The 14034-nt window shown below is 70.8% G+C and carries 9 protein-coding genes and 1 pseudogene; 4 read left to right on the plus strand and 6 right to left on the minus strand.

Annotation, left to right across the window (positions count from 1 at the left end; translation table 11 throughout):
* Window positions 1-55 precede the first annotated feature (55 nt).
* Window positions 56-913, minus strand: coding sequence for an endonuclease/exonuclease/phosphatase family protein (locus tag OG841_RS00870; RefSeq protein ID WP_371570507.1), 858 nt, complete (start codon window positions 911-913; stop codon window positions 56-58).
* A gap of 725 nt (window positions 914-1638) precedes the next feature.
* Between OG841_RS00870 and OG841_RS00875 the strand changes: the two genes are divergently transcribed.
* The gene (locus OG841_RS00875; RefSeq protein ID WP_371570510.1) at window positions 1639-3198 is read left to right on the plus strand and encodes a trypsin-like serine protease; all 1560 of its coding nucleotides are present in this window, start codon (window positions 1639-1641) and stop codon (window positions 3196-3198) included.
* 624 nt (window positions 3199-3822) lie between these two features.
* Here OG841_RS00875 and OG841_RS00880 read toward each other — a convergent pair.
* Window positions 3823-4017, minus strand: a pseudogene (locus OG841_RS00880) (LacI family DNA-binding transcriptional regulator); the annotation flags it as partial.
* A gap of 180 nt (window positions 4018-4197) precedes the next feature.
* Here OG841_RS00880 and OG841_RS00885 point away from each other — a divergent pair.
* Window positions 4198-6354: a glycoside hydrolase family 36 protein gene (locus OG841_RS00885; protein WP_371562572.1), complete on the plus strand. Its 2157-nt coding sequence runs from the start codon at window positions 4198-4200 to the stop codon at window positions 6352-6354.
* Window positions 6355-6629: 275 nt separating this feature from the next.
* On the opposite strand, the gene OG841_RS00890 is transcribed toward OG841_RS00885, so the two are convergent.
* The 3 genes from OG841_RS00890 to OG841_RS00900 all read right to left on the minus strand — a co-directional run bounded on the left by OG841_RS00890 (window position 6630) and on the right by OG841_RS00900 (window position 10515).
* Window positions 6630-7568, minus strand: coding sequence for a serine protein kinase RIO (locus tag OG841_RS00890; RefSeq protein WP_371562575.1), 939 nt, complete (start codon window positions 7566-7568; stop codon window positions 6630-6632).
* An 837-nt stretch (window positions 7569-8405) separates the two neighbouring features.
* Entirely contained in the window at window positions 8406-10025 is a 1620-nt protein-coding gene (locus OG841_RS00895) for a phytoene desaturase family protein (protein ID WP_371562579.1), read from the minus strand.
* Entirely contained in the window at window positions 10018-10515 is a 498-nt protein-coding gene (locus tag OG841_RS00900; RefSeq protein WP_328643292.1) for an SRPBCC family protein, read from the minus strand. Before OG841_RS00900 ends, OG841_RS00895 begins: the two co-directional genes overlap by 8 nt.
* A gap of 210 nt (window positions 10516-10725) precedes the next feature.
* Between OG841_RS00900 and OG841_RS00905 the strand changes: the two genes are divergently transcribed.
* The gene (locus tag OG841_RS00905; protein ID WP_328643291.1) at window positions 10726-10869 is read left to right on the plus strand and encodes a hypothetical protein; all 144 of its coding nucleotides are present in this window, start codon (window positions 10726-10728) and stop codon (window positions 10867-10869) included.
* Between the two features lie 348 nt (window positions 10870-11217).
* Here the strand turns inward: OG841_RS00905 and OG841_RS00910 are convergent, their stop codons facing one another.
* Window positions 11218-11712: a lamin tail domain-containing protein gene (locus OG841_RS00910; protein ID WP_371562583.1), complete on the minus strand. Its 495-nt coding sequence runs from the start codon at window positions 11710-11712 to the stop codon at window positions 11218-11220.
* 1099 nt (window positions 11713-12811) lie between these two features.
* On the opposite strand from OG841_RS00910, the gene OG841_RS00915 reads away from it, so the two are divergent.
* On the plus strand, window positions 12812-13129 hold the full coding sequence (locus OG841_RS00915) for a hypothetical protein (protein ID WP_328643289.1): 318 nt from the start codon (window positions 12812-12814) through the stop codon (window positions 13127-13129).
* Window positions 13130-14034 lie beyond the last annotated feature (905 nt).

Raw genomic sequence — 14034 nt, forward strand, 5'->3', positions numbered from 1 at the left:
ACACGCGCACGACTCAACAACCCAGGCACCACACGAGTAAGAAGGAAGAAAGCCCTCAGAGGTTGACCGAAGCGGCGACCGGGCGGTGATCGCTCCCGGTACGCGGCAGCGTCCATGCCGCCACGGGATCGACCCCTTGTGTGAACACGTGGTCGATCCGCACCACCGGCAGGGCGGCCGGCCAGGTGAATCCGAAGCCCGCGCCCGCCACCTGCTGCGCCGACCGCATCACCGAGGTCACCGGGGTCAATCCGCGGTCGTCCGCGGAGCCGTTGAAATCGCCCATGAGGATCCGCCGCCGCTCCGGAGCACGGTGGACCGCGTCAGCGAGCCGCACCACAGCGTGATCACGCCAGTTTGTTGTGAACCCTTCGGCCGGCCGCACCCGCACCGACGGCAAATGGGCCACGAAGACCGCGACAGGTCCCTTCGGTGTCTCGACCGTCGCATGCAACGCCCGCGTCCACGCCATGATCGGCACCGGCCGCACGTCCCGCAACGGCCGTTTGCTCCACAGCCCGACGGTGCCCACCACATGGTGGTACGGATATGCGTCGGCCAGCATTCGCTCGTAGGCGGGGGCGTTCGCGTCGGTCAGCTCCTCGAGCCCGATGACATCGGCGCCGGAGGCGGTCAGCAGACGGGAGGCCGGGCCGGGGCCGGCGTCACCCACGTTGTGGCTGACCACGGTCAGGTCGCCGCCCGTGCCGCGTTTGTCGACGAGTGTTCCGCCGAAGAGGGACACCCACGTCACGGCCGGCAGCAACACGGCGACCAGCGCCGTCGCAGATCGCCGGACCAGGGCAGTCACCAGCAGAGGGAGCACGGCTGCGCCCACCCAGGGCAGGAAGCTCTCGACGAGGCCGGCGGGCCGGCCGGGACCGTTGGGTATCCGGCGGTGGAGCAGGAGCATGGTGGTGCACAGCAGCGCGAGCGCCGCCGTCACCCGCCCGCGCCGCCATGACCACGGCGCTGTAAGCCCTTTGGCGCTGGAACTGGCCCTGGCCCTTGGCTCACCGGCGATCGGTACCGGCGTCCGCGCGCCCCGTGTCCCGAGGCTGCCCAGCCCTTCGACGTCCACGCTCGGCTGACCGTCGTCCGGCCCTGCCGGCTCTGCCGCAAAGGTGGAACCGGCCGGGTCCGCCGCCGCGTTGCAGCCGTTGCTGGATCCGAGTCGCTCGGCGCCCATGGTGACGGGCGTGACGGCCGGCAGCGAGGTGAGCGCGATCCATGGCGGCGCATGGCGCAGCCGTCGGCCGGCCTGGGTGTGCAGCGGCATGAGACAACCTCCGAACGGTGTGGAAAGGGGGATGCCGCCCACAGTCGGGCGCCCGTGTATCGGGGGCACGGTGACCGTGTATCAGCCGTAGCTGAGGTGTGTATCGGTTGCGCGTGCCTGCATCCGGCCGCGACCGTTCCACGGCGCGCGTCCCAGGGCTGACACACAACTGAGCGGCTGCCGCGACGCGCCTGATACGCAGGTGAGACCAGCCGGAAGACTGCTGGGCCCAGGATCGAGGCCGGAGGGGACGGCCGGGTGCTGTTCCTCCGTACAGGTCCGCCGGAGCTGGTGCCCGGCGGCGGACGAGAGAGGAGTCGCTCATGCGCAAGGGAACAAGCCGAAGGGCGGGAGCCGTCATGACGACGGGGGTCGCGGTGACCGCGACCCTGTTGGCCGCCTTACCGGCGCAGGCCATCGTGGGCGGCACCGAGTCAACCCGCGCTTACTCCTTCATGGGTTCGTTCCAGCCGTCCTATCCTGCGCCGCCGCGCCCGGACGGACACGGCTGTGGGGTGGAGGTCCTGGCGCCGCAATGGGTTCTGACGGCCAGTCACTGCGCCGGCCGGAATCCTACTGATGCGAAGGTGGGTGTCCCGCGTGGCTGGAAGGTCCGGGTCGGGTCACTGGACACCACGTCCGGAGGCGAGGTCGCCGAGGTCGACCACTACTACCGGTTGGCGACCACTCGCGATGACGGGGGGTTCTGGGGCCGGGACATGGCGTTGATGCACCTGCGGACCCCGGTTCGCGCCAAGCCGGTGCGGATCGCTTCGACCACACCGCCGGACAACACGCCCGTCCGCATCATGGGCTGGGGCATGACCTGCGACGACACTGACAACGCGGCGTGTTTCCCTACGCGGCTGCGGGAGGCCGACACCGTGGTTCAGCCGATCTCGACGTGTCCGTCAGCCGTGCCCGGCGGAGAGTTGTGTGTCGGTAGCGACGACGGCAGCGTCGCCGCGTCGAACATGGATTCCGGTGGGCCCGCGCTGGTCCGCGAGGGCGATCAGTGGGCCGTGGCCGGTGTGGTCAGTGGCCCCGACGAAAGCGGCAAGACGCTGTACACCGATGTCACCCGGCACGCCGACTGGCTCAACGGCGTCATCACGGGCACCGACGTGCCCCCCGATGATCCGATCCCGGACGTGGAAGGCTCGGTGGATCTGAGCGGCTGTGCGGGCTCAGTGGTCCGCACCCCCATCTCCCGGCCGCAGGACCCGGCTCTGTTGCTGACCAACGGTCACTGCGTGCAAGGACAGCGGCCCGGGCCCGGAACCGCGATGGTGAACCAGCCGGCCGACCGCGAGGTACCCATCGCCGACCGGCAGGGCTACCCGCAGACCACCGCACGTGCGAAACGGCTCGTGTACGCGACGATGACCGGCACCGACATCGCGCTCTACCGCCTGGACAAGACCTACGCGCAGTTGAGGAGCGAGGGCGCGAAAATCTTCCACCTCACCACCACCCCCGTGCGCGCGGGCGACCCGCTGACCATGGCCTACACCAGCCACCGCTTCAACTGCACCGCCGAGACGGTGGTCACGCACCTGCGGGAGGGCGGCTACCAGCAGGACGACTCGATCCGCTACGCCGCCGGCGAAGACTGCGCCCCCTGGCACGGCACATCCGGTTCGGCGCTGCTGGCCCCCGACGGCTCCACGGTCGTGGGGATCCACAACACCCACAACGAGGCCGGCGAGCAGTGCACCGACAACAACCCCTGCGAGGTGGGTCCGGACGGAGCCGTGACCTCCGTGCAGGGCCGTGGTTACGGCCAGCAGGTCGACATGATCACGGACTGCCTGGCCAGGGGATCGAAACTCGACCTCTCCCGTCAGAGCTGCACCCTCACCGGTGCCACGCGCCGCCCTGCCGACCACGACAGCCACCCCGGCGACCACAACCGATAGCGCCTCCGGCTGTGGCCACGGCAGGCATGATGGTGGGGTTTGCTTTCCGGTGCCGCGCATCGCAAGGCGCCGGAGCGCCCCGATGGGGCGCCCCCGCTCGAGTGAAGTCGAGCGTGAGGGAGGAGCTACTGGGCGTGTCTGTTTCGTTGGCTCATCAGTTGATCGGGGGCACCTGTCCGATGAGTGATCACTGAGGCGATGTGGAACCGGACCGAGCCGCTGATGTCGGCCGACCCGCTCCGCGGACGCCGGGGACCGACCACCGCCGCACGCTCGAGGCCATCGTGTGGAAACACTGTCCCGGGGCGTCCGGCCGGGCGGCGGTGCTTCGACGGCCGCGGCGCACGGCACGTGGGCCGGGACACGGTCCAGCGCCGCCGCCCCGAGCCGGTCGAACCCGATGACGATCACGCCGCCGACCGAGGCGGCCTCGGCGATGGTGCGGTCCAGGTCGTCCCCGGGAGTGACGACTCTTACGCCGACCGAGTAGCCCGCCACGCGGGCGGCCTCCTCCAGGCCCTGCAGGGTCGCTGCGTAGCCGTAGAGGACGGTGTTGGACGTCAGGACCGTGACCGACTTGGTCACCCCGCCGGCCAAGGCGAACGCGGTGGCGTTACGCCGGAAACCGAGGGATTCGACGGCTTCCTCGACCCGGCGGCGGGTCTCCTCCTTCACGTTCGGGTGGTCGTTGATGACCCTCGAAACGGTCTGGTAGGAGACGCCGGCCGCCTGGCCGACGTCGCGGATGCTGGCGGGCTTGCGCTGAGGTCCCGAGGGTTCGGCGTGGGCACCGGAGCTTGTGTGACCGGTCACAGACATGCGAGGATTGTGAGCGGTCACAACCCGGCCGTCAAGAGCCGGAACCCACGGCGCTACCTCTCCGGCAGGAAAACGCCGTCAGCGGTCTCGGCGCCGGGAACCCCGTCAAACCGTGTCCTCCCTGCGAAATCGCCAGTATCGGACCGCTGAGACGATCACCATCCCCGAAGGGAAATCGCGTTGACATCAGCACCGGAAACCACCCACGGGGCCTTGCTGTGGAGCCATGCCACCCTCGGGCTGCGTGCCGTCAAGGACCCCTCCGGATCGGTCCGACTCACCACCGCGGGGCAGGTATGGGACTCCCTCCTCCCCCTGGTCGAGGTCAATCTCACGGGACACGGCCGCACCTGGTCGGGAGAACGTTCCATCGACACGACCGTCGGCAGCCGCCTGGTGCTGCGCGACCACGAGACGGTCGCGGACGGGGAGTGGCGGCACACGACCATAGGGCTGACCGATCCGCAGACCCGCCTCACCGCGCACGTCACCCTGAGCACCGTCCCCGGGGCAGGTTTCGTGCGCTCGCGGGTACGTCTGGTCAACGAGGGCGACGAGCCCCTGCAGGTGGAGGGCGTGTCCTGCCTCACCCTGGGCGGCATCACCGACCAGGAGAGCGGTCTCGACGGGCTGACCCTGCACTGGGCGGACAACGACTGGCTCGCCGAATGCCGCTGGCGGCAGGCCGCGTTCCGGGACCAGGTGGTCCCGCTGAACCGGGCCGCCCACGGTCACGAGGGCCGCGGCTGCTTCGAGCGGTACTCACAGGGCTCCTGGTCCACGGGACGGCAGCTCCCGGTCGCCGGCCTCACCGCCGGTGACGGAGGGGCCTGGTTCTGGCAGATCGAGTCCAGCGCGGGCTGGCGCTACGAGGCCGGGGAACGGGAGAACGCCGCCTACCTCGCCCTCTTCGGACCCGATGACGCGCACCACCAGTGGCGGCAGACGCTCGCCCCGGGTCAGGAGTTCACGACGGTGCCCGCTGTCCTCGTCCACTCCACGAGCGGCGGCCTGGACGCGGCGTTCGGTGAACTCACCGCCTACCGGCGCCGTATCCGCCGCGCCCACCCCGACCACCAGGCGCTGCCGGTGATCTACAACGACTACATGAACACCCTCATGGGTGACCCCACCACCGACAAGCTCCTGCCGCTGATCAAGGCAGCCGGCGCCGCCGGCGCGGAGGTCTTCGTCATCGACGCCGGCTGGTACGACGACGACGCCCAGGGCTGGTGGGATGCCGTGGGCGCCTGGGAACCCGCCGGCCGCCGCTTTCCCGGTGGCATCCACGAGGTCCTCGACGCCATCAGGCAGCACGGCATGACCCCCGGTCTGTGGCTGGAACCCGAAGTCGTCGGTGTCCGCAGCCCCCTGGCCCACAGCCTGCCCCCCGAGGCGTTTTTTCGCCGGGGCGGGGTCCGGCTGACCGAGCACGGCCGCCACCACCTCGATCTGCGTCACCCGGCTGCCCGCGCCCACCTCGATCAGGTCGTCGACCGAATCGTCGGTGAATGGGGAGTGGGCTACCTCAAACTCGACTACAACATCAACGCCGGTCCAGGCACCGAGAACGACGCCGAAAGCGCGGGCGCCGGCCTGCTCGGGCACCACCGTGCCCACCTCGACTGGCTCGCCTCGCTCCTGGACCGGCACCCCGGCCTGGTCCTGGAGAACTGCGGGTCCGGGGGCCTGCGCATGGACTACGCGCAGCTGGCGGTGGCGCAGTTGCAGTCCACCAGCGACCAGCAGGATCCCCTGCGCTATCCGCCCATCGCGGCAGCGGCGGCAACGGCGGCGGCACCCGAGCAGGCCGCCGTGTGGGCGTACCCCCAACCGGAGTTCGGCCTCGACGCGATCGCGTTCACGATGACCACGGCCCTGCTGGGACGCGTGCACCTGTCCGGCTTCCTCGACCGCATGAGCGAGGAGCAGTCCGCCCTCGTCCGCTCCGGTGTGGACGTCTACAAGCACATCCGGCACGACATCGCCGGGGCGCTCCCGTTCTGGCCGCTCGGTCTGCCCGGCTGGGAGGACGACTGGCTGGCACACGGACTGCACACCGCCGACACGATGTACCTTGCGGTGTGGCGGCGGGAACCGACCGCGGGCAGTGCGGACACGGGCGCGAACCTCACGATCTCCGGGAACGCCGAGGCCGACAGCCGTGCTTTGCGGGTCCCGCACCTCGGCAACGGCCGGCTGATCCCCGAAGTGCTCTACCCGGGCGCCGCGGATGCCATGGCGACCTGGGAAGCGTCCGAGGGGCTCCTCACCGTCACTCTGCCCCGCCCGGACACCGCTCTTCTCATCCGCCTCGGCGCCACACCGGCCCCGTAGCCTCCCGAGACCGCCTTTCGCCGCCGGATGCCGGGGCGCGTTCCACCGGACGAGGAACGGTTCGCGCTGCGCCGCGCCCACTCCGCCGGCCGGTGGACGGTGCGGGCGTCGAACGCCCGCATCGCCCCTGACGCCGGCCGTCGCGCGCTCCGGACAGTGACCGCCAGCCGACATCACACAAGCGGCTCGTGAGGCGCTGACTGTCGCGCCGGGCTCGCTCATAACCGCCCAAGGACAGTTCATGAGCCGTCAGAAACGGGCCTGACCCGCCCGGTTCAGAAGGCGTGCGCCATCAGCTCCGCGAACAGCGCGTGTTCGTCGACCTCAAGGCCCCGCGAGCGGAACCAGCCGCAGATGTTGGCGCAGTCCCGCTGGAGGAAGGTCATCCCGTTGAGGTTGCCGACCAGATCGACGATCTGTGGCAGGTCGATGATGACCAGCCGCTCGCCCGCCGCCAGGATGTTGTACGCCGACAGGTCGCCGTGCACGACGCCGCTCTGGACCATCGTCGCCAGCGCATCGGTGAGCTGCTCGAAGTACGCCACCAGCAGCTCGCGTGAGGGGCGAGTCTGGGCGAGCCGGGGCGCGGTCGCGACGGCGCCGTCCTCGTCGACGACGGTGATCCACTCCATCAGGATCTCGGTGCCGTCGATCTGGACCGGGTAGGGAACCGGCAGCCCGAGATTCCACAGCCGCACCAGCGCACCCCACTCGGACACCGCCCACTCACCGGCCGCGACCTGCCGGCCGAAGGTGCTCTTCCGCTTGATAGCCCGCTCGTCACGTGAGCGCTTCATCGAACGGCCCTCGGTATAGGAGGCGGCGCGGTGGAAGGACCGGTGCTCGGGAGAGCGGTAACGCTTGGCCGCCATGACCACGCCACCGGAGGGGTCGAGCGGGTCGGCGCGTTCGACGAGGTGGACGTCGGCCTCCTTGCCGGTTTTCAGGACGCCGAGCTCGGTGTCGATCGCTCCCTGCGAGGTCACCACCCAGTCCGGGAGCGGCTCGGGGCCTCGGCAGAGGGGTTCGACACTGAGCCAGGTCGACCAGCGCTGGCCGTCGGCGAGGTCGTCGTAGGCACGGAAGTCGAAGACGAACCGGTCGTCGATGTCGCCCAGGTCGTCCGAGGGCGGGACGTAGCGGTTGGCGTCGGTGCTGAAGGCGTCAGGAAATTCCGGGTGCTGAGGGTGCTGCGAGAGATCGTCGTGAGACATCGCTGGAGGTGCTCCATGAGGCGAGAGAGAGGCGGTCTGCGGGCAGGCCGAGGACAGTCGTGGTCACGGTCGAGCCTCCTCTCGTGGAGCACCGGGCAGCTCCCGGTGGCTCGCCCATGGTGAGGGTCGGACACGGGGCGCGGCAACCGAATAAAGCCGGCCCGCGTCGGGCTGCCCCAGCGGTGCAGTCGGTTTCCGCCGTGATCCTCAGGACCGGGCTCGACCTGTTGCTCTTGGACGTCCCGCTGCATGCCCTCGTGGTCGGCACCCGGACGGGCAAGAAGTGGTGTCCTTCCGACCCGACGGCGACGACCGTGACGCGGCGGCGTCCTGATCCTCCCGGCCGGGCACCCTCCGGCCGACCGCTGCGCTGCCCCCGCCGTCTCTCGGGTCCGTGCCGACGGGGTGTTCGGATGCGCCTCAGGTCTCCGGGCCCGGTGGGCACGCGGCGTGGTCGGGGTGGCCGGGGGTGCGGCAGTCCTCCTTCACCTCCGCCTCGTACGCGCGTTCGCGGCCCTGTGCGAGCTCCGCCGCCGCGGGATGACGTTGCCGCCAGGATCTCCACGCGGACCTTCTCGGCCCATTCGGTGTAACTGGCTTCGCGCAGCAGCCGGGCGGCACGGTCCCGCTCCGGGTCGGCGCCTCCGGTCAGCTGGTGGAACGCGTACAGACTGCCTCTGGCCCGCTCGGTCGTCTCCGGGCATTGGACGGCGCGCCGAGAGCTTGGACGGCCTTGTCGTCGGCCCAGGGCGGCCACCGGTGGTTGCGGTCGGGTCCGTCCGGACGTTTGGGGCTGTCGGGGGCTTCCTGGAGGTGGTTCCCGGGTGCTCCTTGGCGTCAGCGGCTGGTTCCGGTGCGGTCGCGGCGAGTCAGCAGCCGTTGGGCGCGGGCCAGACCGGGTGGCCGGTGGCGGTGCAGTACGGCCCGGGCGGCGTTGGCGCCCGGTGCGCCGTGGACGCCGCCGCCCGGGTGGGCCCCGGCGGAGGCCAGGAAGAGGCCGGGGACGGCGGTCTCGGGGCGCCCGGTGCCGGGGGCCGGGCGGAAGACGAGCTGCTGATGGATCGCGGACGTGCCTCCGTTGATGGCTCCGCCGCGCAGATTGGCGTCGAGGGACTCGAGGGTCGGGGGTGCCAGGATGCGGCGGGCGCGGACCAGGGAGCGGAAGCCGGGGGCAAAGCGTTCCACCTGGCGTTCGACCCGGTCGGCCATGAGTTCCTGGTCCTTGCTGTCCCAGCGACCGGTGATGCCCTCGTCGCCGGCGTCGGCGCCGATCTCGTGGGGGATGTGCGTGTAGGCCCAGGCCGATTCGGTGCCCTGCGGGGAGCGGGTGGCGTCAGCGGTGGTCATCTGGCCGAACAGCAGGAAGGGCCGTTCCGGTACCTCCCGCAGGGCGATCTGCGCGGCGAAACGAGTGAGCTCGTCCAGGCCGTCGGCGAGGTGCACGGTGCCCGCCCGGGACGCCTGCTCGGCCTGCCAGGGCACCGGGCCGTCCAGCGCCCAGTCGACCTTGAAGGTGGCGAGGTCCCACTGGAACCGGCGCAGGTCCTCCTGAAGCTGCGCGGGCAGGTGCTCGGGGTCGAGGAGATCGCCGTACAGGGCGGGCACGGACACGTCCGCCAGCACCGCCCGGCGCGCCACCACCGCGTCACCGGCCGCCGTCCGCACGCCGACGGCCCGCCCGCCGCGGACGACGATCCGCTCGACGCGCTGCCCGCAGCGGATCCGCCCGCCGTGAGCCTGCAGGCGTCGGGTCAGGGCCCCGGTCAGGGCCCCGGAGCCGCCGACGGGGACCGGGAAGCCGTACGTCTGTCCCAGCATGCCCATCAGCCAGCCGAAGCCGCCGCTGCCCGCCGACTCGGGGGCGAGATCGGCGTGCAGGGCGTTGCCGGCCAGCAGCAGCCGGCCGCCCTGGCCGCGGAACTCCTCTTCACCCATACGGCGTACCGGCAGCACCAAGGTGCGTGCCATGCGCAGTCCGCCCGCGGCCCGCAGCCGCCGGGCCAGCCGTGCCGTCGCGCGCACGGGCGGGAAGGGGGTGAACAGGGCGTCCAGGATGTCGGGGCGCAGGGACTCCCAGACATCGTGCAGGTGCCGCCAGGCGGCCCCGTCGCCCGGTGCGAAGGCGTCCAGGGACGCGGCGGTGGTGTCGATGTCACGGTCCAGGAGGGCGCAGCTGCCGTCGGTGAGCGGGTGGGCGAGCACGCTGGGTGCGTGGCTCCAGCGCAGCCCGTACCGGTCCAGGCGCAGCGCGGTCAGGACCGGAGAGGCGGCCGCGAGCGGGTAGAAGGCGCTGAAGACGTCGCTGACGTAGGCGGCATCGACGCCGTGGTCGTGGCGGACGGCGCCGCCCGGCTCCGGCTGCTCCTCCAGCACGTCGACGCTCCACCCGGCGTCCGCGAGCACGTTGGCGGCGACCAGGCCGTTGGGGCCCGCCCCGATCACCACGGCGTCAGGCATGCCCGGCTCCCGCCGCGCCCTTCACCGACGCCGGTCGCGGAGCCCCGCGGGCCTCTCGCACCTCGTTCTCGCACAGCCGGGCGAGGCGGGCCAGCATGGTGCGGTGGCGCATCTGGATCAGCGCTTCGAAGCCGACGTTGTGCAGCCGGCCGCCCGCCCCCTGGAGGGGGTGCTCGTCCACGATCACCAGGCAGTGCTCGCCCCACGGCCGCAGTTCTATCGCGATGCGTGCAGTGCCCAACGGTCCGGCGTGGGCCTCCAGCTCCAGGCCCTCGCCTTCCTCGCAGCGGCGTACGACCGTCTCGTTGACCAGCTTGAGCGGGCCGAGCGGGACCTGGAAGCGGATTGCCGCGTCCTTGTGCGGCCACTGCCCGCGAACCGGCTCGGAATGGGAGGTTCCCACCACCCACTCCGCGTAGCGGTGGCCGTCGGCGAGGACGGCCCACACCGCGCTCGGGCTGACTTTGATCAGACGATGGCGAACGGCCACGGATACCTCCAAGGGACTGCCCGGACCGGGTTGCCCGTCGGCCGTGCCCCGAGTGCCCGAGCCTGACGGGTCCAACCGGTGCCCCCCGGAGACCGGGCTCTTGTCCCGCCGACGGCCCGGGCGGGGGCCAACGTGCGGCATCAGCCATTCGGACGCATCCTGAAGTCCGGTCACTTCCTCAGACCAAGGCCCACAGCCAAGGGAGGTCCTGTGATCGTGCTCGCGCTCGCGCTGCCCCTCCTGATGATGGCCGCTCTCTTCGCCCTCGACGCCTTCGAGAACTGGCTCTTTCCCCCCTCGGAGCCTGCCGGGAACGCACCCCCTGCGGACACCACGCAAGACCTCGCACCCTGACGACGGATACAGGGCAGCCACCAGCCGGTGGCTGTGTCGCATCAGGCGACGGCTCGCGGACCCTCGATCGTTCCTCCGTCCCGCAACCGGATCGCAAGACTGCCCTTCGGGGACGCGGCCCGGGCCACCCGCACCGTCCCCGCCTGGCTCCCCGCGGTCCCTTCGGCCGCATCGACATCCGCAGACACCCCGCACGACAACGTCGGCCTTCAAGACCACAACCAGGTCTCGAAGGCCGACGTGACGTTGGGCCCCGGAATCAACCGACCAGCATCCGGGCGAACCGTCCGGGGCCACATCCCGTCACACCTGCGGCGTCACCCCGTGCCGCAGGTGCGGGAAGGCGGGTCAGTGGTGGTGGCCACCGCCATGGTGGCGACCGTCGTGACCGCCGTGGCGGTGGTGGCCCCAGGATGCGTTGTCGATGAAGCGGTCGTGGTCGTTGCGCAGGGTGGCGGTGTCGGAGTGGTTGTCCCACACCTCGTTGTGGCGGTCCATGTAGAGGTCGCTGTCGGTGTCGTGGCCCCTGCCGGTGTGGATGCGGACCGTGGCGCGGCCCTCGAGGCGGTAGTGGTCGAAGGTGTAGGTGTCGCCGTCCTCGTTCTTCAGGGTCCAGCCGTCGAGGTTGACGGTGCGGCGGGAGGTGTTGATGAGCTCCACCCATTCCTTGTTCAGGGAGCGCCGCGAGCGGTCGTCCCGGCCGGGTGAGTCGTACTGGACCGCGCTGATCTCGACCTTCGTCCGGTCGGGCCGGGCGTGGTCGGCCGCCGATGCCGGCAGCGCCACCGCCCCGACGATCGCGGCGGCCGCGAGCGCGGCGGCGGACAGACGACGGGCGGTCACCGTGGAAGAAGACACAAGGCCCCCAGGCTGTACGGGCACCCGCCCTGGTCCCGGCCCCTTGCGGGGCGGCGGAACGGGCTGGTGCGGTGTGCGGGTGGCGGCCGGTCGGCCGCACATCCACACCATGGCCGTGCTGTGCAGGTTGTGAACGCAATACGGACGGTCCGTTACTGGTCATCCACATTGCTGTGACTCTTGGATGCATTGTCCATTTATGCGGCGAACGCACCAAGTTGACGCCACGCCAGATCACCGACCGGTATGCGCCTTGGCCACTCGCCCGCGATCGCCGCAGTTCGCCACCCCAGCCCCTGGCGGGCCGTCACCCGAAAGTGCGTAACAGGCTCTCTGGGCGCCGTGCGTCCTGGAGTGCGGGAGTTCGGGGTTGCGGGGCCAGGACGGGCGGCGCGTGGCGGGCCGGCTGCACCCAGTCCACCGAATGACGAATCGCCGCCTGGACCACCTTCATGGCCGGAACCGACTCCTACCGCGATGCAAGCAGCGAGCCCGGTCGGAAGTGCCCGGTCGACTCGCACCGAGGCAGTCGGCCGCCTCACCAGACCTCATGAGCGGCTGGCCGACGGCCCATCAGGACCGAGCACGACCCGCCACTCATTGAGGGACACCGAGAATCGGCCGGCTTCAGCCGGATCGGCTGTCGGCTGTCGGCCCACCAGGTCTCGAACTCACCGACAGTGCCTTCCGCTGGCCAATCCACACTCCGAACGGGAAACAACGCAGCATCGACGAAGCCTCCGACGGTCAGGCCGATGTCCACGAAGGTCCCGATCACGCCGGGCCGAGGAATGTTTTGGGCAGCAGAGTCCCGTTGCAGAATGCGCCTTCCCAGTCGTGACCTCCGGGACGCGCCACCCCCAGTAGCTGCGCGACCGTCGCGCGAAAGTGCGTAACGGCGCTCGGCCGCTGCCCGTGTCTACGAGCGGCTGGTCACGCGCGGCCGGCTTGCCGCTGTGTTGGTCGGAGAAGACGATGAGCCGCCGATGACGCCATCGGCGTGACATCACGCGGCAACCGCAACCGCAGGTGGCCGTGTCGGGCTCTCCCCTTGCACATCCACCCACTGCTGGAGGAGAACGACGTGACCATCGACCTTGAACACCACACGCCGCAGGCCTTCGTCGACCCCTACGCCGCCGATCCGGCGGAGAGCGCCTGGCCTCCAGCCGCAGCCTGGCAGGACATGGACTACCTGCTGCCGCCGCCCAACCCCTCCGAGCGACTCAGCATCCTCATCGACCCCCGCGACCAGCACCGCCTGGCCCTGCACGCCGTGCTGACCGCCGCCGGTATCCCGCCCCGGCCCGAGGACCGCGACGCCATCGACCAGCTCAGCGCCCTGCCCTCCAGCATCAACACCACCCTGCAGCGCTGGCTGCAGCACACGGCGTCTCAGTGACCGCGCTCATCGACGGCGAGGAAAGGCCGGTTCGATGTGTGCAGTTCCCAGTGATCGACGTGGAGCAAGCCACCGTGCGCGTGGGTCCCCGCTTCCCAAGGGGTGATCGATGGCCTCCAGGACACGGCTCTTCACATCGGACCCTTCAGGACCCGTGTGGGGGCTGAGGGCCAAAGACCCGGTGGAAGGCTGCATGACCTCTCGTGGTCACGACAGTGGCGTCGGGCCCTCCCCCCTGTTACCCCCGCCCGTACGCGGCCTGCACCGCCGCGATCGCCCGCTTGTAGGCGTCGGTCTGCGTGTCGGTCGTCGGCTGCGCACCAGGTCCGGCCTCAGCCGAACGGCGGGCGCCTCGTGCGCGGTGAGCGGGGCCAGCAGGCGGGCGGCGTCGGACGTCAGCACGTCCGACTCGAACAGGATGAACAAGCCGCGCCCGCTGCCCGGCGGATGCCAGCACTGCGCGTGCCCGGGACGCACCCACAGCCACCGGCCTCGGGCGAGGGTCCGCGTGACGTGGTCGACATCGTGGAGCAGCTCACCCTCGGTGACGTGGATCAGGTAGTGGAAGGTGGCACGGCCCGGACGGGGCGCATTCCACGGCCAGTCGTCATGCTCGGCGAAGAAGTCCTCGACGTGCTCACCTCCAGGCCGTACGGAGTACCGACCGGGGGCTGGAAACCGTACAGCGGAACCGTGGCCTGCCCGGCCTGCCCGCTGCGTCCGACACGCGGAGACGGCCTGGGATGTCGCTTGTCGACACATCGCCACGGTCATCGGCCGACGGCTGGGCCTGCCGGTCGAGTCGGTACCGGCGGAGACCTTCGGCCCCCTCGGCCAGATCTTCGCGAGCGACCAGCCCTCGTCCAGCACGTACACCCGGCAGGCGCTCGGCCGGCAGCCCAAGC

The sequence above is a fragment of the Streptomyces canus genome (assembly GCF_041435015.1).
In the GTDB taxonomy this organism is placed as follows: domain Bacteria; phylum Actinomycetota; class Actinomycetes; order Streptomycetales; family Streptomycetaceae; genus Streptomyces; species Streptomyces canus_G.